The organism is Lacunimicrobium album, from assembly GCF_052161635.1.
Classification (GTDB): Bacteria; Planctomycetota; Planctomycetia; order Planctomycetales; family Planctomycetaceae; genus SXPC01.
This window is the reverse complement of record NZ_CP197413.1, coordinates 1995461-2019866: the sequence shown is the minus strand read 5'-3', so window position 1 is coordinate 2019866 and position 24406 is coordinate 1995461. Positions and strand designations below refer to the sequence as shown.

The following is a 24406-nucleotide window of genomic DNA, read 5'->3' as shown; positions in this document are numbered from 1 at the left end:
ACGGCTGGGCCACCCACGAATGCGTAGGCGTTACGCTGAAGTGGATATCACACGGAAAAAATAAAATGTGTGATTTTGTGGACTTTTGAAATGAGGTCCGCGTGGCGTATGATCAGTCAGACGGGCAAGTCACGTTGATTTCGAGCTGGTTACGACAACGACAGGCGGGGCATGAGCGAATCGAAAGCATCGTCGGAAGCGGGATCGCTGAGCATTGCGTTCTCTCAGGCCCGGCAGGGAGAGCGGGCACAAGTCGATCGGCTGTTCGAGCAGTGTCGACCCTATTTAAGGTTGATGGCGAAAAGTCAGCTGAATGCGAAGTTGCAAAGCAAAGTCGATTCGTCGGACCTGGTCCAGCAGACGATGCTCGATGCCTACCGGCAGTGGGAGAACTTTCGCGGACAGGGCCCGGGAGAACTGCTCGCCTGGCTGCGACAGCTGCTCAATCACAACGCCATCGATTTCGCGCGACGTTACCAGCAAGCCGACAAAAGGCAGGTCACCAGAGAAGTGCCGCTGGCAGAAGAACGCGGATCGACATCCCCTGGCGCAATCCTCGCCGATTTCTATTCGACACCCAGTCAGAAGATGATGCGCGAAGAAGCAGAAGTCCTGCTCGCACAGGCGATCGCAAATCTGCCGGAAAACTATCAGACGGTCATCATCTTAAGAAGCTTGCAAAGACTACCGTTCGAAGAGGTCGCAGAGCAGATGGAATGTTCCCGGGGAGCCGCCCAGATGTTGTGGGCACGGGCAGTCAAGGAGTTGTCGGCGAAGTATCGCGGGTTAGAAGACAAAATTGTCGGAAAGGTCTGATGCCTGTGTCTGGGGATGAAGAGTCTGCACAGAGTTGGGACGAGGCTGACGTTCTAGAAGCGTATGTCAATGCGCTGGAGAACGGGGAAGTTAATGTCGTCGAGCAGCTGGCCTTACAGCATCCGAGTCACGCCGATACGTTCGAGATGCTCAAACACTTGCATGGCCTGGCAGAACCTGTCGAAGCCTCCCGCGGTGCCCTGGAAAAATCGCTGGGGCCGCGTCACGCGATGGCTGAGACAGTCATCGGCAAGATGCACGGCCGCCCCCAATCGTCTTCGTCGTTGAATCTTGTCGACGGTGCGAAGTTCGGGGATTATCAGATTGTCCGTCAACTCGGCCGCGGCGGTATGGGAATCGTCTTTGAGGCAGTCCATGGCGCCTTGAATCGCCGAGTTGCATTGAAGGTCTTATTATCAGGAACGCTCGCATCGCCGGATGAAGTCGAACGTTTTCACCGAGAGGCGCGCTCCGCAGCACGGCTGCAGCATGCAGGAATCGTCTCGATCCACGAGGCGGGCTTCGTCGATGGTCAAAACTTTTTCACGATGGACTACCTGTCCGGCGGGACATTAAGCGATATGCTTCGACAAGGGGCAATGGACCCTCATCGTGCAGGCAGGTTAATGCACACGATTACGCTCGCCACCTCTTACCTGCATCAGCAGGGAATCGTCCATCGCGATCTGAAGCCGGGAAACATTCTCTTTGATAAGGATGGACAGCCGAGGGTTTCGGACTTCGGTCTGGTGAAGATATCGACTGACGATGACCTCGCGCGCACAGCAACCGGTCAAATCCTCGGAACGCCGACCTATATGTCTCCCGAGCAGGCGCGCGGGCATTCACGCGATGTCGATGAGCGGTCAGACGTGTATAGCCTCGGCGCAATTCTCTACACGATGCTGACCGGAAAGCCGCCGTTCGTGGAGGCAACATCGTTCGATACGATCATGCGTGTGCTCGAAGAGCAAGCCGTACCTGCCCGAACTCTGAATAAAAAGGTCCCCGTCGAGCTGGACCTGATTTGTATGAAGTGTCTGGAAAAAGACGCTGCGAAGAGATTTCAATCGGCTGATGAGCTTGCTGCGGAACTTCGTCGATTTGTGCAGGGCGAACCGATTCTGACCAGGCCTGCGACTTTGCCTCAACAATGGGTTCGTCTTGCGAGAACATACCCGGCGTTATTTGCGCATTTGATCCCGATTCTCGTTTGCTCTGCTTTCATATTGATTCAGCAGATAATCGTCGGGCCATATCTCCACTTCATCGAACTGCAGCTGACGTTTTTAGGGTGGGCGTTGTTGTCGGTATTTCTGCAACTCATGCTCAATCGTCCAGACACGCGATGGCTGGGTCGGATTCTGTGGTCGATCGCTGATCCCATGCTTCTGGCTTTGATGATCTGGATTGGTGATCCGCCGAGGGGCTCTTTGTTTACAGGATTTCCGTTGCTGATTGCAGCTTCGGGACTATGGATTAACGAAGTCATCGTGGCAACGACGACGGCTTCGTGCCTGCTGTCGATCATGGTCTTGATCTGGGTTCAACCAGATGAAATCGCGAATTTTTTCGTCAGCATCTTTGTGCTGACGACCGGAGTCATTATGGCAAATCTCGTGCAAAGATTTCGCGGGCTGAACAGGTATTTCGAAAAAGAATAAGCCGCTGATATTGCTCTTTCAAAAGACCAGACACGCCGATTCAGTGAAGTGCGGACGTTTTACTTCTTAACCAGGTGTTGCACAAAGAAGCGTTGCCATTCCTCCAGGTGCCGACGCATCTTCTGGCGTGAGCCTTCGACATCGCGGTCTTCGAGAGACTTCAAGATGTCCAGATGCTCTTCAAGAGCAGGCTCGAGGACTGAGATATCTCGATGAAGCTTGTTGATGACGCCGTTGAGTCGGCGATAGCGCGTGATGTCTTCTTCGAGACGTTTGCTGCCACTGGCTTTGGCGATCGCAGCATGGAATTCATCGTCGAAACGGACCCACTGATCAAACGCATGTGGCAGATCGAGGATCGATTTCAGTTCATCCGCCATCTGATGCAGGCGAGCAATGGTGACGCGGTCGATGCGTGAAGCCGCTTTGGCAGCTGCTTCGCTTTCGAGGATGCAGCGCATTTCGTAAATGTCGTACACATCATCGCTCGAAAAGTCAGCGATGACGGGGCGCCGGTTGGGACGCTGGATGACGAGGCCATCCTTGATCAACTGCCCCATGGCTTCATGCACGGGCGTACGACTGACCTTGAGATAACGTGTGAGTTCGAGTTCACTCACCTGCTGTCCGGGCTTCAGATCACCAGACAGGATCATGCGCAAAAGACGCATGTAGACAATGTCGGACAGACGCATGATCTCCGAATCTCGGAGATCCATCTCGAGGGGGAAATTTGTTTCTGCTTCCGAATCGATCGCAGGTATCGTCATATCGGATCTCGGCCAGTAGAGGGAGGTGTGCAAACGTTGGTGTGATGATATCCGCGATATCTGTTGGCCCGAATGGGTATTATGCGGCTGTAGGAGTCAGGAATGCAATGGCGTGATTGTGACGTTTTCAATTAACTTACCGGGTCAAACAGACACAAGTCTGGCAGGCTGGTTAACCGGTATTACTGAGAAATTTGTGTGCTTTTGCAGAGTGAGCCGTATTCGGTTTTGAAAAAACATCAAACAACTCTAACATGAACGGTTCTTGATGTCTTTACGAGCTCTTTAGTTAGGAAAATGCTGCATGCAATTACGACTGCTGGTATGCACTGCGATCTATGTCCTCGGAAACAGCTTCTGGCAGTCTGGGCAAGTTCATGCTCAGGAATTTCCTGCCCTCCCAAATACCGAAAAGAGCCCAACTGCTCCCTTCATGACGCCGGAGAAAGCGCTCGCGTCGATCGAAGTCCCGAAAGGATTTCGCGTGACGGTGTTCGCAGCAGAACCTCAGGTGCAGAATCCAATCGCTTGCTCATGGGATGCCTTCGGCCGCATGTGGGTCGCTGAGAACTTCACCTACGCAGAACGCGAGCAGCGTTTCGACCTGAGCCTGAAAGATCGCATTCTCATCTTCAGTGATGACAACAACGATGGCAAAGCCGACTCTCGGAAGGTCTTCCTGGATGACATCCAGATGCTCACCAGTCTCGAAGTTGTCCCGGATGGCGTCTATGTGATGTGTCCGCCGAATGTCTTGTTCATTCCTGACCGCGACCACAATGACATTCCCGATGGCCCCGCCGAACACGTGATTGATGGCTTCGAAGTCCCGGAGCAGAACTACCACAATTACGCCAACGGCTTGAAAATGGGGCCGGATGGCTGGCTGTATGGACGATGCGGTGCCTCATCACCAGGTAAGATTGGTATACCCGGAACGCCTGAAAAAGATCGCGTCGCGATGGAGGGCGGGATCTTCCGTTATCATCCTGAAAAGAAGGTTGTTGAAGTCCTGACTGCGGGCACAACTAATCCCTGGGGCCATGACTGGGATGAATTCTACGAGCTGTTTTACGTCAATACCGTCAACGGCCACTTATGGCATGGTATCCCCGGAGCGCACTTTGTCCGCCCTCATACAATCGACCCGAATCCCTATGCGTTCGAGCCCATCGATATGCACGCCGATCACTGGCACTTTGATACCGGCCAAGGCTGGATGGCATCGCGCGACGGAAAAGCCAACTCACTCGGCGGTGGCCATGCTCACAGCGGGTGTTACATCTACCAGGGAGGCCATTGGCCCACTGACTACAACGGCCGCCTCCTGACACTCAACTTCCATGGTCGACGCATCAATCAGGAACAACTGAAGCGAGTTGGCAGCGGATACATCGCCTCGCATCTGCCAGATATGTTTGTCGTCGGAGATGCCTGGTTTCGCGGACTCGAGATCTCCGCAAGTCCCGATGGTCAGGCCATGATTCTCGACTGGTCCGATACCGGCGAGTGTCACGAAAACACCGGCGTGCACCGTGAAAGTGGGCGTATTTATAAGCTGACGTACGACGCACCCCGCCCCAAAGGCTTCAAAGAGAAGTACCCGCCAGTTGACTATCGAAGCCTGAAGATGCTCTCGGATATGGAACTGGCAGTCCAGCAGACGTCTTCCAATGAATGGCTCGTCCGACAGTCTCGGCTGATTCTGGCTGATCGAATCGCCAAAGGTGAGAAGTGCATCCTCGGGACAGAGCATCTGACAATGCTGTTGACTCAGGCGCCGAATCCTGTCCATCGACTGCGCGCGATGCTGACGTTGTATGGAATGAAGTCGCTGAGTGATTCCCAACTGACGACTTTAACGCGCGATGAGAACGAGCATATCCGCGTGTGGGCGATTCGTCTGCTGACCGATTTCATGCCGCTCGATGATTGTCGTGGTCCGATTGCGATTCGACAAACCGCTGACGTTCATGCTCGCGCCGAGAAAGTGATGCCCCTGCTCTTGGAACGGGCTCAGAAAGAGACTTCCGGGCTGGTCCTGCTGACACTCGCATCGACGCTGCAGCGACTCCCCGTCGACCTGCGGGCTCAACTGGCTCGTCCTTTGGTGTCGCATGCTGAGTATGCAGCGGATCAGAATCTCCCACTGATGACGTGGTATGGTTTGATTCCCGTCGCCGTTTCGCATCCACAGGAACTGGTCACGGTCGCGATGAATTGTCAGTGGCCCACAACCCGACGACTGATCGCACGTCGCTTGATTCAGGATAATGAGAAGCATCCAGAAGTGACCATCGAACTCGTGACAGCAATGATCGCAAGTCCAACTATCGACTTCACTCGTGATCTGCTGTACGGCTTTTCTCAAGGGCTGAAAGGTCGACGAAAGACGATCCAGCCTGTGAACTGGTCGAAGCTCGTCGAAAAAGTCGCTGCTGTGGGCGATGAGCCATCCAAGACCCTGGTGACACAATTGAGCGTCGTCTTCGGCGATGGCGAAGCACTCGAAGAAGTCGAGAAGATCGCGCTCAATAATGATGTCGACCATACGACGCGCGCCAATGCGATCGAGACGCTGATCGAAGCCAAGTCGCCACGATTGATCGAGATCTGCACCCCGATTTTGGGAGTACGCAACCTGAATGTCGTCGCAGCAAAAGGACTGGCCTCGACAGGCGATCCCAAAGCCGGCGAGACGATCGTCAAGAACTACAACAGAATCCAGGGTTATAACCGCCCACAGGTGATCGCGATGCTGACCAGTCGCAAGGAGTATGCAAAGATGCTGCTGGAAGCAGTCAGCCAGAAGAAGATCGCGCCGGACGATGTCACCGCATTTGATATTCGACAGATCCTTTCCCTGGGAGATGAAGAACTCGCGGGCCAGGTGCGTCAGATGTGGGGCGAAGTGCAGGAATCCTCCGCTGAGAAGAAAGCTCAGATGGAAGAAATCAAAGCCAAGCTCACCGCTGAAGTGCTCGCCAAAGCCGACTTGTCAAAAGGACGGGCGCTCTTCGAACAGTCCTGTGTCAAATGCCACAAGCTTTACGGCCAGGGACAGATGATTGGACCTGATCTGACAGGTTCAAATCGCAGCAACATCGACTACCTGCTGGAGAACATTGTCGATCCCTCCGCAGTCGTCAGCAAGAACTATTACGCCTCGATCATCGCCATGGAAGACGGGCGCGTGATCAACGGATTGATCACCAACAAAAATGAACAAACCGTGACGATCCAGACTCAGACCGACAAGATGACCCTCCCGGTGGAAGAGATCGCCGAGATCTCGACAACAACACAGTCACCAATGCCCGATGGGTTGATCAAGACTCTGACGGAAGAGCAAGTCCGAGATTTGTTCGCCTATCTGATGCACCCTCAGCAGGTCGCGCTCCCAGCGGGAACAGCCGCAGGGAATTGACGCCCTGCGTCGTTAACAATTGTTGACTTCTACCCTTGCCAATCATCCCGCCCTCCTCTCCTGCCAACGAACAAACAAAAGGAAACCACGATGTTCCGAAAGTTCTCCATTCACTTGGTCCTGATGTTAACGGCACTGAGTATCAACAGCGTTGTTCATGCCCAGAATGAGAAGCCCAAAGAACCAAAGAAAACTGCTCAGGAACTGATCGAGCCGACATATGCAAACTATGCCTACGGGGACCATCCACGTCAGGTGTTTGATGTTTACCTGGCGAAGTCAGACAAGCCGACGCCGGTGGTGTTCTTCATTCATGGTGGCGGGTGGGTGGCCGGGGATAAGTCGTCTGTGAAGTCGCTGAACATTCCCAAACTGAATGAGGCAGGGATTTCCGTCGTCTCGACCAACTATCGTTACGTGGGACAAGCCGCTGAGGCGAACGTCTATCCTCCGGTGAAGTGGCCGTTGTACGACGCCGCTCGTGCGCTGCAGACCGTGCGCTCGAAAGCAAAAGAATGGAACCTCGATCCCGAGAAAATCGGAGCATCGGGCGGATCGGCCGGGGCGTGTACGTCGCTGTGGCTGGCAATGCATGATGATCTGGCGGACCCGAAGTCGGACGATCCAATTGCCCGTCAGAGTACGCGTCTGAGTTGTGCCTATGTGTCAGGCGCTCAGACCACCCTCGATCCACAGATCCTGCGAGAATGGATTCCCAACAGCGTCTACGGCGGACATGCCTTTGGCGTGCATGGTCGCAGCGCCCAGGATAAAGACAAGGCAGAGAAGTTTCAGCAGTTCTACGATGAGCGTGAAAAACATCTGGCCCAGATCAACGAGTACTCCCCCCTCAATCACGCCAGCGCCGATGATCCTCCGCTGTATCTGTTTTACAGCCAGAAAGACATGTACGAGAAAGGGACCAAGCAGACCGATCCCACCCACTCCGTCGGCCTGGGGTTCATTCTGAAAGAGAAGTTCAAGGATCGAGACGACGTTATCGTCGCCTACACCGGCGATCCCAGCGTCAAAGCACCTTCCTCGACAAACTACTTTCTTGAGTTCTTCAAGCAGAAGTGAAAAACGGACAGACAGGAATGTCTGTGTCGCTGGATCGCATCGTCGACATGGCCTAAATGCCGCTCAGATACCGGTGAATGCAGGCTACAGCGAGAGAGCCATCGCCGACCGCGAAACCACAGCGTTTGGTCGTTCCAGAGCGAACGTCGCCCGCAGCCATGACGCCGGGCATCGTGGTTTCAAGGTCGCAGGGAGGGCGTTCGAGTGTCCACAGGTTATCGTGCTGGAGGTTGGACCCGGTGAGCACAAAGCCGTTGTGGTCCAGGCGGATCGATTCGGGAAGCCATTCGGTGTGAGGTCTGGCGCCGATGAAGATGAAGAGTGCAGAGCAATCGACCGTTTGGACTTCGCCAGTTCGGTTATTGCGAAGGCGAATGCATTTGACGCAGTCATCGCCTTCGACGCCATCAAGTTCTGTGTAAGTGACCACCCGGATCTTTGAATTCTTGGCAATCCGTGAACACAGATAAGACGACATGCTCTTGGTGAGATCATCACCGCGAATGACGATCAGAACTTCGTCTGCAGATTCTGCAAGGTACATCGCTGCCTGACCTGCGGAGTTCCCGCCACCGATGACGACAGCTCGTGATTTCTGGCAGACACGGGCTTCAACAGAGGTCGCCGCGTAATAGACCCCTGCCCCTTCGAATTGTTCGCAGCCGGGGATTTCAAGTTGTCGATAGCTGACGCCGGTCGAGATGAGAATCGAGCGAGTCCTTACGATCTGGCCGGTGCACAGTTCGATATGATGTTCACGATCGCCGACAAGGCTGAGTGATTCGACAGACACGGGTGCCGTGAAATGAGCACCAAACTTGAGCGCTTGAAGATAAGCACGGTTAGCCAGTTGAACGCCGCTGATCCCAGAAGGGAAGCCGATAAAGTTCTCGATCTTCGAACTGCTGCCAGCCTGCCCGCCGGGGCCGACCTTGTCGATCATGACTGTCTGCAAACCTTCCGACGCCGCATACACCGTCGCCGCGAGTCCTGCAGGACCAGCCCCCACGACGATGAGATCATACAACTTGTCATCCACTTCGCGCGTGATTCCCAGACAGGAAGCAATTTCACTCAGCTCGGGATTGGAATTGATGTATTGGTTGCAGGCAACGACAGGCAGGTCTTCGTTCGTCTTTCCGAATTTTTCGAGCAGTTGGATGCCATCCGAATCGTCAGCATCATAAAACGTGTGGTGAACGTGGTTCTTGTAGAAGAACTCACGAATGCCAAGGGTGCTCTTCGAGCGAGCCCGTCCGATGATGCGGATACCAGAGAATCCAGATTTTTCTAACAGTTCGCGCCGCTTTTGAAATGCTTCGAGAAGCAGATCACTCAGTCCGCTGACTTCGCTGAGAACTTTCCGCATTCGACAATGCGTGATCTTGATGACCTCGCAGTCCGTCTTCGCGATCGCATCAATCAGCGCAGGACGTCCAGTGAGAACATCAATGTCGCCAGTAAACGAGCCAGCGTGATGAACAACGATTTCTCTCGGAAAGTCATTCGATGATTCGACAATCGAGACTTCGCCTTTGACGACGACATAAAACGGGTACTTCTCATCGCCGAACTCAATGAGCTTCGTTCCAGTCGGAGCTTGAATGCGTTCGCCAATCTTGCCAATACAGGCAATCTGACTATCGGAAAGTGTGGGGAAGGCAACTGAATCCACGGAGAACCTCTTGTTGATGCGAAATCAATGTCGTGCGTGATTCAGTTTACGCTGCTGAGATCTCAATTGCGATCCCTCCCGTCAAAACTGAAAGGCGAGGTATCGTAAATTTACGGCAAATAAGGCCAGTAAATCAGCTTTCCATGCATCTGTGCCACAAACCGGACACCTCCATCCTGAGAGACAACGACTGTGATGACATCCGGCAGACCAGTGACGAGACGATAAGCGGAACGATGCCGTGTTCCAGAGGAATCAGCAGGTTCGAGACAGGTATTGTTCGCTTCGAGGTCCAGGGCACGGTGGATCAGGCTGACGTGAGAGTCCCCCAGGATTTCGCCCCCAAATCCGAGAATGTTAAACCGACGGTCTAAAACCAGCGCGCCATCGGTCGTCATCATGTCGGCCATCAGGTGAGCAAAATCGATCAACGCATCGTCCAGATCCGCAAGGATCGAGTCCTGGATCCTCTGATAGTCTTCCCAACGAACCGTCGTCAGTCCAAGAGATTCGCCAACAACCAACAGACGTCGCAGCAGGTGAGTAATCAACTGGCGATAGTGCATGTTGGCAGCGGACCGCTCGAAGGTGGCGCGAAAGCGGATCCACTGTCTGAGAATGGCAGGGTCGGTCGCCGTTTCGGGAAGGTAGACAAGCATCCCACCGTGACGACGGGTTCGCACAAGGCTCAATGTGCGACGAATGACACTCTGGGCAGCACTCTTAACGAAGGAATCGCAGATGCGTGTCTTAGGAGACGTAGGGTGCTGGCTGGCAACTTCCTGATTGATGGCAGAGCGGAAGGACGCGAACCGCTCTGGCAGCCATTCGGAGTGGAACGGGTCGAACCCATCCGAGAGGAATTCCCCACTCGAGAGTTCAACAACACGCTCATACCCACTCGCGACAATCAGGTTGCCAGGCCCCATGATTTGCAGACACAGATTCGGAGGAAGCGGGATTCCATGCAGCCTGCCCCCTTCGATACGGTGCACCCACCGCGTCCCCGTCAGAACCATGCCCCAGATATGAACACTGCCATCTTCGACAATATCGACAGCAAGCATCGCGCGATGATAACCCGCTGCGACCGAGAATTTACGGAGTTCGTGAGGTGTCAGTTCGGTTGTATTCTCAAAGGTCATCACGGCGACCTGATCGACGCCGATGACTCCCTCCCGTGGAAAATCCTGTGGTTTGGCCAGGATCAGACGACAGCGAACCGGCTCACCTTCCTCGTGCATGAGGCTGGCCTGGTACATCGTGTTCAGCAGATGGGATAGCGTAAAAGGGCCAGGGAGGAGGTCCATCGGACAATTCGATTCCGCCCACCGCCGCATGACGGCATCGGACATATCGGGCGGGTAGAAGAATTGCGGGAACAGGCTCATCAGTCATCCACGTCGGGAGGTCAACTTCGTATCGAAGGGGCATTTGCAATGCCTAAGAATACGCGCCGAACGTGGCAAGTGACAAGCAGAAGGGGATTCGTCTAAGCAGCGAATCGCAAATTTCGAGCGGAAGAAGACTGGAACGCAGAGGTAACAGAGTTCGCAGAGAAAACATACAGATCCAACGCAAAGCTGCTAAGTAGGCACATATTTGAGACGCAAACGATAACGACCGGGCAACTCTGCGTGCTCTGCCCAACTCCGTTACCTCTGCGTTCCAGTCTTCTCTCTGATGGAGAAGAGACCGAGTTCAAACCGCTGGAGCGTTTTGCTTTAGATGGGCGCGGGCTTTGGTCAACGTCGGACCAATTGAGTTCACCGGAACGCCGAGGATCTTGCTGATCTGCTGGTAGGATTTTCCTTCCAGGTAGAACAATCGCAGGATATTCCCTTCTTGGGGCGGAAGAGTGGCGACCAGTTGCTGGATCTGCTCGCGGTCTTCCAGTTTCTCGAGGTCGTCTGCGTGAAAGCCGGTGATTTCCTCGGGAATCGAATTCGAGTTTAACGAAATGTGGCCCATGGCAGCTGCTTGACGTCGGGAAACCATCTGGTGAACGACGACCCGTCGAGAAATGACCGTCAGGTAAGTCGCCAGAGACGATTCGCCACGGAATTTGCGAAGGACAGCAGCGTCATCTTTCAGCAGCGCCATCAGAATTTCGCTGCAGTAGTCATCGACATCCTCAGCATGAAGGTCAACACTCCGGGACTGGGCCGTGTGATGAACGACATGGATAAACAGACCGATGAATCGGTCGACGAAATCTTTCCAGCCATGTCGATCATGAGACAGGCAGCGTTGCAGAAGATCACGGTCAATACTGGTTAAGGCCATCTTAGGCTCCTGGGTGGGCTTCCGTTCCGCTCAATCAAGGATGTGAATTGCCTCTGACCCTGGGCGTTGCTGGCTTCTCCTGGAGCAACCGCGAGGCGTTTGATATCGTTCAACCAGAGGTGATGGCCCACACAACGTACAGATTTGCACTTTTCTCAAAGTTTAGACCCGCGCGAGTCCACCGGCAAGATGACTTTTGGCTGATGCGTCAGGTTCTCACCGGGACAGCGCACCCTCCGTGTCACAAGACTATTAAATCTCCAAACCCGGACTTGAGGAGTAGATTCGCAAAATCCCCGGATCGACCGAATCTGAAATCCTGTGAGTTGTTGACTTCCGTAAAATCGCTATAAATTTCCACAACCCGTCGTGAATGTCCGCATCAGTTGGTGCAAAATCAGGACAGACGCCGAACGGATTTGACGATAATGTGTCACGTAAGGGCGACTTGAATCGTGAGACCTTATCGAACCCAGATCGAGCAAGATCGACAACACACAAAAAATCGGCTTGAACACGGACGATGTTTCCGTGGAAGTCCGCGAAAGATCTACCAGGAGAAGACCAGATGCCACACGTCGTAACGCAACCATGTTTTAACTGCAAATACACGGACTGCGTCGTCGTTTGTCCTGTCGAGTGCTTCTACGAAGGCGACAAGATGCTCTACATCCATCCGGACGAGTGCATCGACTGCGAAGCCTGCGTTCCTGAATGCCCCGTCGAAGCCATCTTCCATGAAGACAACGTGCCCGACGAGTGGAAAGAATATATCCAGATGAATGCTGACAATGCCCCGACTCACAGTGTCATTACCGAGAAGAAGACCCCTCTGGCAGAAGGTTGATCAAAATTGGGACGAGGTCTCAACTGAGATATTTCACCGCGCACGGATTTCCAACCGTGCGTTTTTTTACGCGCGGACCGAAACGCTGACCCTGTCCCGATGGTTCAATCCTTAAGAGTTATTGATTCTGACGAATCTCCCTGTCATGATGACAGTGCTGATTGATAGTGACTGTTCTTCTGGCGCTTAGTCCTGACGGTCTTTGCGGCAGCGACAGTTGTAACAGAGTTGGTGACGCGGTCCTTAAATTCAACACAGAATGAATTCGAGGCGCCATTGACCTTACAAGACTTCTTGTGACCATGACGATGTCTAGGATGTGACATCATACCGGCGAGAAGCGGTATCGACTCGTGGCAGCGCCCGCCACAGAGTCTTCGTCGCCGGGCTCGGACTGAGCTTGAAGATCATCAGGGAGGATGAATACCGGGTTGCCACTGCGCCCCACGAACCACAGAAACTACAACCGGTCTTACGTCATACTGGTCTAACGTCATACAAGGACAGCGATGGGCAGTCAGAATCGCAGGCCGATGCCGCAGGAAATGGCAACCATGTCGTGTCTCTTCAACGCGCCAGCTTCCTGGAAGACGTGGGCTCTTGCGTTAGCAGGCGCAGCGTCGCTGCTTGGTCCGAATACGGCAAGCGCCCAGCAGAGCCTGATGGCGTCTCACTTGACGGCCATCGACGAGCAGATGAAGTCGGGCAACTCGGTCCTGCATCTGGGAAGTGACGTTCTCTCCCGGATCGCTGAGAAATCGATGCCCAGCGTGGTCCACATTCAATGTGAACGACCCGGACAACGCGGCGGACTGATTGAAGAAACCGGCTCGGGCGTCGTGATGTCACATCCGAAAGCCGCTGGTTATTTCGTCGTCACCAATCGCCACGTCATTCAAGGGGCGGAACTCAATAAAATTCAGCTCATTTTGTCAGACAGCCGAACGATCAACCCGGTTTCCGTCCTGACTGATGAGAAAAGCGACCTGGCTGTCCTGCGTCTGCCCATTAACGACGTCACTCCAGCCAGCTGGGGTGAAAGCGATACCGTCAACATCGGCCACATGGTCCTGGCGATGGGGAGTCCGTTTGGGCTCAGCCAGTCGGTCACCTTCGGGATCATCAGCGCCAAAGGTCGTCGCTCGTTGAAACTCGGACAGACCTCTGCTGTTATCAATCAGGACTTCCTCCAGACCGACGCCGCGATTAATCCTGGCAACAGCGGCGGTCCACTGATTGATCTGGCTGGCAATGTGGTCGGAATCAATACCGCGATCGCGTCATCGAGCGGCGGTAATGAAGGCATCGGGTTCTCGATCCCTTCCAATCTGGCTCAGTTCGTCGTCGGGCAACTGATCGAAAATGGGAAAGTTGATCGCGCATATCTGGGCGTGAAACTTGATCCAAACTTCACGATGGAGACCGCCCGTCGTCTGCGGCTGGATCGTGTTCGCGGTGCCCGAGTCATGGAAATTTATGCCAATACCCCCGCCTCCCGCAGCAATCTGGCGGTCGATGATGTCGTCCTCGCGTTCAACAACACCGAAATCAAAGACGAGAACCATCTGATCAACCTCGTCAGCCTGACACCGGTGAGTTCGGAAATCAAGCTGACCGTGTTCCGTGCGGGGCGACGTATTAATATCGCCGTCCTCCTGGCGGATCGATCTGAACTGGAATCACGCGCAGAAGCCCCGGCTTATCAGCTTCCAGGCCAACAGAACCGCATTTCCCCAAGCAAAGCCGTTGAGCCATCGAGCTTCTCATTGCATGCCCTTGATGGAGATCTGATCAAGCAATTGAGCTGGACAGGTGCAGGCAGAGGCTGCGTCGTTCTCGATGTTTCCAACGCACAGTCCATGCTCGCTCCCTGCGATATCCTGCTGGAAATTGCCGGCGAAGCGGTCACAAATCCTGACGATGTCACAGCGATTCTGGCTCGGCACAACAACGCTCAGAGTCTGTTTGTCAAATATGCCCGCCTGCAGGATGGCGAGTGGCAAACAAAGGCAGCTGTCCTCAAGCGTGAGCAGCTGCAGCGGTCAGAAGTCATTGTGATGGATACGGATGTTTGATCTGGCTGCGTTCTCATAGAGACTGGAACGCAGAGTTCGCGGAGTGAAGCAGAGGCCGCAGAGAAGACTTCCAGATATCATGATAAGGCAAGACGGCGTAACGGTTGTTCGAGAAAGCTATAGCCAATCGAAAGCTCAGAAAAAAGACTTCAGAACTCTACGATCTCTGCTCCACTCTGTTCTCTCTGCGTTCCAGTCTTTTCTTCAACTGATTGCATTATGTAACGCGTGGAACTGGTTCCAGCGCTTGTTGCAGGCGTTTGATTTCCTGTTCGTTGAGCAGCAGTTCGCAGTATTTCTCGATGTCATTGCAGACATGCCAGCGGCCGAGCGGTTCGAGCATTTCGTCAGCGCCCATGACATCGACGCCGAATTTTGTTTTCAGACGCAATGACTCTTCGGGCGCAAGGTCTTCGAACTGGCTGATCAACAGGAAGTCCCCCTCGTTGGACAGCGACAGGTGCAGCTGACGCAGTTCAGCTGCGAGGTTCGGATCGAGCGAGATCGAAACCGGCATCGGCCCTTTTTGCAGATAACGTCTGACGAGAACCTTCTCTTCGTCGACCATGTTGGCAGCGTGTTCACAAACTGCATAGACGACGCTTTCATCGACCAGGGTCGCTGGCTGAGGGCGCAATGAGACGTGCTTTGTCCATGTCTTGAGCAGGAGCTCAAGCTGGATTTGCGGCGAGACATTCCGCAGATACGGCACTTCCGTCAAAAACCCGAAGCTGCGTTCCGGGTATTGGCCGAACTGACGAGCCATCACCATTCGCTCGAGCGTGTCCATGAAGGAGACGCGGAAGGCGAAATAGCTCAGAAATGACTGTGGTAGGGTATCTTTCGCGATGTTTAACATGACCTAATGTTGGCAGCCCGCCAGACACCGTTCAAGGCTTGAAGAAACTTTTTCAAAGAATTCAATGTTTCCAAAAATCACCGTCTCGTCCAGTTTATCCAATTCAACGCATATTGCCAAAACAGGACACAAAGCCGCCCTCATCGTTATATCGTGTTCTGTTTTATGGACTGCAGTGGGAGCGAAACATTGAATCGGTCAAATTCAATTGCTTGCCAATGATTCCGGGATGAGCCGCGTTTTCTGAAGCCGTCTGCGTGTTGCAAAGCAGCAACGTGTCGACACGCTCCGCATTTTCGATGCAGGACCTCAACGCGGGAAGACCCACATAACGCCCGCATCCCCACGCTGATTGGGAAAATCGGGTTTTTCTGGTCTCACCGGTATGATCGCTCCCTCACACCCAGATTCTGCATGCTACGGTTCAGTCAGGTGAGTTACCAGAACGCGCAAATTCGCGCGCTTGCCTGGATTCTACAGCCTGATTGAAAACTCATGAACGATTCCACAAACATTTCGAGTCCCGTCCTCACGCCCCAAGTGGTGCTGACGGATTGTGTTCAGGCTTTGCGCCGCAATGCTGCACTAGCTGCGTTCGTCTTTGTCGTGATCGTCGCGAGCGTGGTTGTCCTGCTCATGTTTTTGCCGAAGACGTACCTGTCTTACGCGAAGCTTTACATCAAGGTCGGGCGTGAAAGCGTCACCCTCGATCCGACCGCGACCATGGGACAGACGATGTCGATTACGGAGAGTCGTGAGAACGAGATCAACTCGGTGCTCGAGATTCTCAGCAGCGAGAATATCTATGATGCCGTCGTGGCTCGTGTCGGTGCTGATGCGATTCTTAAAGACCAACTGCCTGAAGAAGACCTCGCCGTTGCTTCGATCCCCGCTAAGCGCATCGTTTTGACAGATGAGATTACACACAACAGCAGCCACCGCGAAGCTGTCCGCAAACTTCAGGAAGACCTGTCACTGGACGCCGTCAAACGGGCCAGCATCATCAATGCCTCCTGCAAGGCGAAATCTCCAGAACTGGCCCAACTGCTTTTGCAGTCCTTTATTGATGAAGCCATCCAGGCCCATATCACAAGTAACCGCACGACGGGATCGTTCGACTTTTTTGACGAGCAATACACGCTGCTCGAGAAGAAATTCAACGTGATGGCTGGTCGTTTGAGCAAGAAGAAGTCGGAACTCGGCGTCGCCTCTCTCGACGAGCGTCAGCGTAATCTTCAGAAGCTGCACAGCGAACTGGAACTCCAGTACCACAACACTTATTCGTCACTGGCGGAAGTCAAAGCACGCGTCGAGGGGCTCGATTCACAGCTGAATACAATTCCCAAGGATATCGAGACCGGAGCCGTCACTGGCTTTCCGAATGACGGACTCGGAACGACCGAAACCCGCCTGTTTGCGGTCGAATTACAACTGCAGCAGATGAGAACGAAGTACTCGGAAAACAACCCGATCATCATTTCGCTTAAACAGGAAAAAGAGAAAGCCGAGCAGTTGCTCGCCGCTGGCGGGGATGCCCGCTATCAGGCGACGCGCGGGATGAATCCTGTCTATCAGCAGATTTCACAACGTCGTGCCGAGCAGGAAGCAGAAGCTGTCTCTCTGGAAAGCAAGCTGTCAGCGATCAATTCCCAGATGTCGGACGTGCAGTCGAAACTGAATCGCCTGAATGAAGGTCATGGCGAACTGACCGAGCTCCAGCAGCAGTACGATGTTCTCCAGGAAAGCCTTCTAGACTACTCTAAGAAACGCGAGCAGGCCCGCATTGATATGGCCCTCGAAACAGAACGTATTACGAACATCAATGTGATCCAGCCGCCGTCGTACAGCGATAAATCAGTCTCCGCCAGTCGCAAGGTCATCCTGATGCTGGCGATGGTCTTCGCGGGAGGATTCGCCATCCTTGTCGCGATTGGCAAAGACCTGATTCCGAAGTACGCCAAGGTGGCTCAGTCTTACGTTCTCAAGCCTCAGCCTGCCGTTTGAATCCACTGATACTCCTCCTTCCTTTCACTGACGTTCCGTTACGGAGCCGATGATCAATATGATCCAAACACTCTTCGCCAAGAACACGCCTGCCACCAAGGACTCTGCCTCTGAAATTCTGCCGCGTATGCTGCGGATGACGGATGACTTTCAGACCATTCTGGAAATTGACCGCCTGCGTGCCGACCGGATGCAGATCCCGATTTCGCTCGTTGTCTTCACGCTGCCCGGCGGCGTTGACAGTTCAAAAGCAATTCGCGAGTTCTCCGAGCAACTGCGGACCCGTCTGCGTGCAACCGATCACTCGGGGATGGTCGGGCCTTTGCAGTATGGGGTTCTATTGTGGGATGCTCATGAAGATGGCTCGAAACGCTTTGTCACGAGCGTTCTGAACTCTGACAGCCTGCGTCGGACGATTGATGTCAAGGTGTATGCCTACCCGACACGCATCGAGACCCCTTCGAAGAATAAGAATGACGATGACCGCCATTCCACTCCAGGATCACCCAAGTCGACAATCGTTGATAACTCCTTCGCTGTCGAGCCAGGTGATGTGAAAAAGGCGGTTGACGAATCACTCCGGATCAAGATGATCCCCATGGAAGATCTGTTCAACGACAAGCCGAGCAAGATGAAGCGTGCGATCGATATCATCGGCGCGTGCATCGGATTGCTGATTGCTTCCCCCTTCCTGCTCATCGCCGCTGCTGCGATTAAGTGGCAGGACGGTGGTCCGATCTTCTTTCTGCAGACGCGATCAGGACTGGGTGGTAAGCCATTCAAGATCTATAAGCTGCGTACCATGACAACGAACGCCGAAGCCCAGAAAGCCTATCTGAAACAGTTCAGTGAGCAGGACGGAGCCGCGTTTAAGATGACCAACGATCCTCGTGTCACCTGGATCGGTCGCTTCCTTCGCAAGTCAAGCATTGATGAGCTTCCGCAGCTGATTAACATCCTCAATGGGGATATGTCGCTGGTCGGTCCCCGCCCTCTGCCCGTCGACGAAGCCAAAGCCTGCGACCTCTGGCAGCAACGTCGTCTCGATGTTCTGCCAGGCATGACCTGCATCTGGCAAGTCGAAGGACGCTCTCGCGTCTCGTTCGCAGAGTGGATGCGCATGGATATCCGCTACATCAAAAAGACGACCTTCCTGGAAGATCTGAAACTGATCTTCGCCACGATCCCTGCAGTCCTGCTGCGACGTGGCGCGAAGTAAGAAAGAAATGTTGCCACAGAGATCACAGAGTGCGCAGAGGGGATTCTTGAAAACCACCTTTGAAAACGCCTCCGCCCCTCTGTGTTCTCTGTGACCTCTGTGGCTAAATGCTTAGGGTTTCAAAACATGATTGCTCCGGTGACAACTCCTCGTCGTAAAAAGATCATTGCGATTGCCTACTGCTGCAGCCCGTATGAAGGGTCAGAGCCCGGCGTCGGCTGGAATCTTGTCACGCAGATCGCCAAATACGCAGACATCTGGGTGATCGTCGAAGAACGTAAGTTCAAAGCCTCGATAGAAAAATACATCGCTGAAAATGGTCCTGTTCCCGGACTCAATTTCATCTTCGTGCCCGAGAAATTCTGGGCACACACGATGTGGCAGATTCCAGGCCTGGGGTACGTCTCGTACAACTGGTGGCAGCAGCGAGCCTATAAGGTCATCGAAGAACTTCATGCGAAGATTCATTTCGACGCCGCTCACATGATCAATATCATGGGCTTCCGTGAGCCCAGTTACATGCATAAACTCGGCATCCCTTTCATCTGGGGACCGATTGGCGGAACACAGAACTTCCCGTATCGTTTTCTCTCGGAAGCGGGAATCGCGGGTGGTTTCATCGAAGGGATGCGCAGCGTCACTAATAGCATTCAGCTGCACTACAGCTCGAAGGTCAAACACGCCGCCCGCAAAGCTGCTCACCTGGTCGTCGCCGCCAACGCCAACAAGTGCGACCTCCAAACGCTGACCGACAAGCCGATCAGCGTCATCTCAGACATCAGCCTGCCCTCGAAGACGCTGCCATTGACGTCACGCGAGTCTTTGAAAGAAGACGGCCTGCGCATCCTCTGGTCCGCGACTTTCATGACACGCAAGTCGCTGCCGCTGCTGTTCAAAGCCGTCAAGCAACTCCCCGCGTCCGTCCCCTACAAAATCCGTGTCCTTGGCGATGGCTCACTCCGCAAACGCTGGGAAAAGCAGGCCAAACAACTCGGCGTTGATCAGCACATCGAATGGCTCGGCTGGATGCCACGCGATAAAGCGGTCGCACAACTCGGCTGGGCCGATGTCTTCGCGTTTACGAGTCTGCGTGATACGACCGGCACGGTGATGCTCGAAGCCCTGCAAGCCGGACTTCCGATTGTCACGCTCGACCACCAGGGAGCAGCCGACGTCGTCAATGAAACCTGTGGCATCAAAGTCCCGGTGACTTCCCCTAAACAGGTCGCACATGATCTGTCGGTCGCATTGAAGACGATCTACGAGGACGACGCACTGCGATTGAAACTCTCCCGCGGTGCTCAAGTCCGCGCCAAAGACTACGACTTCGAAGTGCAGGCTCAGCGCTGGAAAAGCGTTTACGAGCAGGTACTCGGATCGTTGGAGACAAAATCGTTCTTCGATGAACAGGGAGTGATTGATCGGCCACGACAGTTGCAGGAAGTGAGCTAGAGGCTGGAATCAAATCCTGCTGCGAATAGAGACTTCGAAAGCGAACACCAGCCTATCGCCCACCCTCATCCGCCCTTCGGGCACCTTTTCCTGAAAAGACTACCGCATTGCCCTTCATCTCGCCTTCACGGCGAGCGGGCAATTTGGTTCCACCTCAAGGGAGAAGGGACAGAGAACACAATGACGACTGCGGAATTGACAATACCGATCGACGCACAAGACGCTCAGCCGCGTTTGCTGGAGAAGCTGCGCGATTCGTCCGCAGTGCGTGCGCTGACATCGATCTTCGATCAAGCCGCCGTTTCCGCCACGAACTTTCTGACCGGCGTCATGATCGGACGAGCCTGTTCGCCAGACGATCTAGGAATCTATGCCCTGATCATGTCGGTGTTTCAGATCGCGATCGGGATCCAGTCGGAGTTTGTGTCGACCCCTTATGCGGTCTTTTGTCACAAATACACAGGCGAGACCTACAAACGCTACGCAGGCCAGACACTGCTGTTTCAAGGGTTCATCCTCGCCATCGCAGCTTGCATCATCGCCGGGTTGCTTGGTTACTTCTCGATGCAGCCCAACACGGCCCGCTTGCAGGGGATTCTACTGATCCTGCTTTGGGCAGGGCCGATGATCATGACGAAAGAGTTTCTGCGTCAGTTCTCGTTCGCTCGACTGGAACTCTACCGCGCGGTCGCCATCGACCTGCTGATCTGCGGCATTCAACTGGCAGCCCTCGCGTACCTCTTCTTCTCCGGCCAATTGGACCTGACGCGTACGCTCATTGTGATCGCCGCCGCAGCCACCACCGCGATGACGGTCTGGCTGGTGCTGCACCGCGACATGCTGACGTTCGACCTGACCGGATACCGCGATCATCTGACGGAAAACTTCTCGTATTCCCGCTGGTCGGTTGTCACGTACCTGCTTGGGAACACAACACCGTTTCTGATGCCCTGGGTTCTGGTGGCCTATGTGTCGGAGCACATGATCGGGATTTACTCGGCCTGCTCGACGCTGATGGGGCTGTCCTACATGTTCGTCATCGGCATCGCTAACATGCTCAAGGCCAAGGCCTCACATGCCTTCACTCACGGCGGCCTCCCCGCGTTGTTGCGTGTGTTGATGATGACATTGGGCATGTACCTGGCGTTTCTGATCCCATTTTGTGTGGTCGTCTTCTTTTACAGTGACTGGCTGATGCGGACAGTCTTCGGTGATGAGTTCGCAGGCTACGGCCAAGTTAGCTTCATCATCGCCTTGAACGTCCTGATCTCCAGCGTGAGCATTGTCGTCGGCAACGGGCTGTGTGCCATGCGTCGTCCGAAGGCCAATGTTCCCGCAGACATTGCGACGATGCTTTCGACAGTCGCAGTGTCGCTGGCATTGATTCCAACCTTTGGAATCGTCGGAGCCGCGTACGCCTATCTCGCCGGCACAACCGCAGGCGTGCTGCTGCGAACGATCACCGCCTACCGTGTTTACCAACGCGAGGTGGCGACATGAGTCTCGCGATCACCTCGCCAGAATCTCTGACCCTCCCGGTCTCGCGAGTTCGTTCGCAGGCAACATCGAACGCGTTTACTTGGAATAGCGCGATCACCGCGATCCTGCTCTTCTCCGTCTTCTACATCGCTGAGCATGACTTCGCGATTTCGATCACCATACAATCGCTGGGAGCAGCAGACTTTCAGGACGAGGAACTCGACGAGACCGTCTCCGAAGGTAGCCTTCTTCGCAAGATTGCGTTCCCGATGCTCGGAATCTGGGGCGTCTTTTTGCTGGCAACTCCAGTGACTTCAGTCACGCGCTGGGACAAGTTGTTTCTCAATCCCGTCCTGTATTTCATGCTGGGATTGATCGGCTTGGCGGCGGCAAGTGTCCTGTGGGCCGATGTCGCAGGCTTTGCGATGAAGCGTGTCATGGTCGTCATGTTCGGGACGATGGCGGCGCTCGGGCTGGCACGTGGGCATTCGATTCGACAACTGACCGATATCCTGATCGTCGTCATTCTGTCGTACATCCTGTTTGGAATCTTCGCAGAGATCAGCGTCGGAATGTTCCGCCCATGGATGTCAGAATACCGGTTCTCAGGCACGACCCACCCGAACAATCAGGCCGTCATGAACGGCATCCTGATCCTCGCCTGTCTGTCACGCGTCATGACCGATCCCAAGGTCAACTACTGGCTGATCCTGATCGCCGTTTTCACGTTTGGCATCATGATCCTGACAAAATCGCGAACCGTCCTCTTCGGCTGCCTGATCGCGATGGCCGTTCTGATGGCGTTACGAACGCCGTGGCAGGTGATTTTGGGATCGGGCTTTCTGGCAGCGACGGCGCTGACTGGCTTTCTCTGTTTCGTTGCCCTGGCGGGGATGGATATCGCCGACGACGTCTTCGAGGTCTTCACTCTCGGTCGCTCCGACGAAACCTCGACACTGACCGGTCGAATTCCCCTCTGGGAAGAACTCTTCAAAGACATCAACCAGCGCCCAGTCCTCGGCCACGGCTATGGCTCCTTCTGGACAGCGGAGCGAACACTGCGAATCTCTTTGAATCAGGGCTGGCAGATTCCCCATGCTCACTCGGGCTATGTCGAGACCCTGCTCAACCTGGGCTACTTCGGGCTGTTGATGCTGCTCGGGACAATGTTCACGGCAGTCGCGATGTCGTTGTATCTCAGCTTAACTCGCGGCCAGCTCGGTGACCTGTTTGGGTTGGGCGTCTTCATTTACAGCCTGGTCTTTTCACTGACAGATACTGCCTTCGCAGCCCCCACACTGCCCGCGCTCGTCTTGATCACATTGCTATGGTCATTGGTATTTACGTTCTCAAATTCTGCTGACTCTCGCTCCACGACTCATCCCGAGGCGATCACTGCATGAAGCCGACGTCGTTTGATTTTCTCACCATGCCCGCTGGCAAGCTGTCTGATGATGCCTATGCCCACTGGCTGGGATTGCATCAGACGGTCGAGGCGTATCGTAGTCCGTTCTTTCATCCGGAATTCACACGGATGATGTCCGAGATCCTGCCCGATGTGGAAGTCACGATCATTCGCAGTGAAGGTCGCAATGTTGGCTATTTTCCTTACGTCCGATCAAAAGCAAATGTCGCTCAGTCAGTCGGTCTCAACTTCACCGACTACCAGGGCATGATTCTCGAAGACGGCGTGTTTATCGACCCCATGCAGGTCATCAAAGCCGCCCGTCTCTCCGCCTGGAACTTCGACCATCTGCATCACGTCGATCCCAATACGTCTCCTTATGCCCTCTCGCATGCACCGAGTCACTACCTCGACCTGACCGGCGGTTATGACAATTATGTCGCCGCTCGCAACGCCGCTGGAACAAAGATCTTCACCCAGATCCGCCAGAATCAACGCAAGCTCGAAAAGAACTGCGGCCCGATCGAACTCATCACGAAGACCGTCGAGCAGGAAGACATTGACTGGCTCGCGGCGATGAAGTCCAGCCAGCTCAAGTTCATGAAGGTCTTCGATTACTTCGAGAATTCCTGGACAATGACCTTCCTGAACACTCTCGTCCGTCGAAACACTAATGGCTTCGAAGGGCTCCTCTCGAAGATGCTGGTCAATGGAAACCTCATCGCCATTCACCTCGGAATTCACTCCGGCAACACGGCTCATTCCCTGATCCCTGTCTATGACCCCGACTACTCGAAGTACTCCCCTGGCATCATCCTGTTCGCCATGGTCGCCGAGCAGAACGCCCGTCTCGGAATCGAGCGATTTGAATTGGGGCTGGGGCGCGAGGAGTTCAAACTTTCACTGGCCAGTAACTCCCAGCCACTTTACACAGGGACCGTCGACCGACGCACGTTCAACCGTTTCGTCAAACAATCCTGGACCTTGGGGAAGGAAGTCGTACGTCAGTCGTCCATCGGTCCAACCGCTCAGAAGCTCGTTCGTCGGATTAAATCCCTGACAACACCGACCAGTTAGCACGTTTCCTTGGGCAGCCAGCAATGCGTCCCCGCCTGTCCCCGAAACGTGTAGTAGAAATGAAAATCCCTCGGACACACGCACGCCCAGCGAGCAACGTCCAGAGAGGGATATAACGATTCTAGCGATGACATCGGTTTCAACCATCTTGTTGACCGATCGCCACGACCAAACTCAACGAACAAGACCAGTATTCAAAAACCGGTCTCGTTCTTCGTCCTAAAGTAAAAGTAATGCTCACGCGGGTCCATGGTGAGCAGCCGTCGCTGTC

17 protein-coding genes are annotated in these 24406 nt (G+C 54.2%); 12 read left to right on the top strand and 5 right to left on the bottom strand.

The features are described 5' to 3' along the window. Window positions 1-171 precede the first annotated feature (171 nt). Both SH248x_RS08020 and SH248x_RS08015 read left to right on the top strand, forming a co-directional pair. A complete protein-coding gene (locus SH248x_RS08020; protein ID WP_459558010.1) occupies window positions 172-816 on the top strand; it encodes a sigma-70 family RNA polymerase sigma factor in 645 nt (214 codons plus the stop codon). Beyond that, on the top strand, window positions 816-2480 hold the full coding sequence (locus SH248x_RS08015; RefSeq protein ID WP_459558009.1) for a serine/threonine-protein kinase: 1665 nt from the start codon (window positions 816-818) through the stop codon (window positions 2478-2480). The genes SH248x_RS08020 and SH248x_RS08015 overlap by 1 nt, the downstream gene beginning before the upstream one ends. Window positions 2481-2539: 59 nt before the next feature. Here SH248x_RS08015 and SH248x_RS08010 read toward each other — a convergent pair whose 3' ends face one another. Further along, a complete protein-coding gene (locus SH248x_RS08010) occupies window positions 2540-3250 on the bottom strand; it encodes a GntR family transcriptional regulator (RefSeq protein WP_459558008.1) in 711 nt (236 codons plus the stop codon). A gap of 304 nt (window positions 3251-3554) precedes the next feature. Here SH248x_RS08010 and SH248x_RS08005 point away from each other — a divergent pair, with 304 nt between their 5' ends. Beyond that, window positions 3555-6677, top strand: coding sequence for a PVC-type heme-binding CxxCH protein (locus tag SH248x_RS08005; protein ID WP_459558007.1), 3123 nt, complete (start codon window positions 3555-3557; stop codon window positions 6675-6677). A gap of 90 nt (window positions 6678-6767) precedes the next feature. Beyond that, window positions 6768-7757 (top strand): alpha/beta hydrolase, encoded by a 990-nt coding sequence (locus SH248x_RS08000; RefSeq protein WP_459558006.1) that lies wholly within the window; start codon window positions 6768-6770, stop codon window positions 7755-7757. A gap of 52 nt (window positions 7758-7809) precedes the next feature. Here SH248x_RS08000 and SH248x_RS07995 read toward each other — a convergent pair whose 3' ends face one another. The 3 genes from SH248x_RS07995 to SH248x_RS07985 all read right to left on the bottom strand — a co-directional run bounded on the left by SH248x_RS07995 (window position 7810) and on the right by SH248x_RS07985 (window position 11718). Then, a complete protein-coding gene (locus SH248x_RS07995) occupies window positions 7810-9432 on the bottom strand; it encodes an FAD-dependent oxidoreductase (protein ID WP_459558005.1) in 1623 nt (540 codons plus the stop codon). Window positions 9433-9542: 110 nt separating this feature from the next. Beyond that, complete coding sequence (locus SH248x_RS07990) at window positions 9543-10823, bottom strand: putative sensor domain DACNV-containing protein (protein WP_459558004.1); 1281 nt, start codon at window positions 10821-10823, stop codon at window positions 9543-9545. 310 nt (window positions 10824-11133) lie between these two features. Further along, the gene (locus tag SH248x_RS07985) at window positions 11134-11718 is read right to left on the bottom strand and encodes an RNA polymerase sigma factor (protein ID WP_459558003.1); all 585 of its coding nucleotides are present in this window, start codon (window positions 11716-11718) and stop codon (window positions 11134-11136) included. Between the two features lie 568 nt (window positions 11719-12286). On the opposite strand from SH248x_RS07985, the gene SH248x_RS07980 reads away from it, so the two are divergent. Both SH248x_RS07980 and SH248x_RS07975 read left to right on the top strand, forming a co-directional pair. After that, window positions 12287-12565, top strand: a complete 279-nt coding sequence (locus SH248x_RS07980) for a 4Fe-4S dicluster domain-containing protein (protein WP_459558002.1) — start codon at window positions 12287-12289, stop codon at window positions 12563-12565. Window positions 12566-13119: 554 nt separating this feature from the next. Further along, a complete protein-coding gene (locus SH248x_RS07975; protein ID WP_459558001.1) occupies window positions 13120-14640 on the top strand; it encodes a trypsin-like peptidase domain-containing protein in 1521 nt (506 codons plus the stop codon). Window positions 14641-14857: 217 nt separating this feature from the next. Here the strand turns inward: SH248x_RS07975 and SH248x_RS07970 are convergent, their stop codons facing one another. Further along, on the bottom strand, window positions 14858-15499 hold the full coding sequence (locus SH248x_RS07970) for a hypothetical protein (RefSeq protein WP_459558000.1): 642 nt from the start codon (window positions 15497-15499) through the stop codon (window positions 14858-14860). 495 nt (window positions 15500-15994) lie between these two features. Between SH248x_RS07970 and SH248x_RS07965 the strand changes: the two genes are divergently transcribed. From SH248x_RS07965 to SH248x_RS07940, 6 genes are all read left to right on the top strand, one after another. Further along, the gene (locus tag SH248x_RS07965) at window positions 15995-17503 is read left to right on the top strand and encodes a GumC family protein (protein ID WP_459557999.1); all 1509 of its coding nucleotides are present in this window, start codon (window positions 15995-15997) and stop codon (window positions 17501-17503) included. A 49-nt stretch (window positions 17504-17552) separates the two neighbouring features. Beyond that, window positions 17553-18722, top strand: a complete 1170-nt coding sequence (locus tag SH248x_RS07960) for a sugar transferase (protein ID WP_459557998.1) — start codon at window positions 17553-17555, stop codon at window positions 18720-18722. Window positions 18723-18848: 126 nt separating this feature from the next. Next, window positions 18849-20174: a glycosyltransferase family 4 protein gene (locus tag SH248x_RS07955; RefSeq protein ID WP_459557997.1), complete on the top strand. Its 1326-nt coding sequence runs from the start codon at window positions 18849-18851 to the stop codon at window positions 20172-20174. 180 nt (window positions 20175-20354) lie between these two features. After that, window positions 20355-21674: a lipopolysaccharide biosynthesis protein gene (locus SH248x_RS07950; RefSeq protein WP_459557996.1), complete on the top strand. Its 1320-nt coding sequence runs from the start codon at window positions 20355-20357 to the stop codon at window positions 21672-21674. Continuing rightward, on the top strand, window positions 21671-23056 hold the full coding sequence (locus SH248x_RS07945) for an O-antigen ligase family protein (RefSeq protein ID WP_459557995.1): 1386 nt from the start codon (window positions 21671-21673) through the stop codon (window positions 23054-23056). The genes SH248x_RS07950 and SH248x_RS07945 overlap by 4 nt, the downstream gene beginning before the upstream one ends. Beyond that, the gene (locus tag SH248x_RS07940; protein WP_459557994.1) at window positions 23053-24135 is read left to right on the top strand and encodes a GNAT family N-acetyltransferase; all 1083 of its coding nucleotides are present in this window, start codon (window positions 23053-23055) and stop codon (window positions 24133-24135) included. The genes SH248x_RS07945 and SH248x_RS07940 overlap by 4 nt, the downstream gene beginning before the upstream one ends. The last annotated feature ends 271 nt before the right edge of the window (window positions 24136-24406 follow it).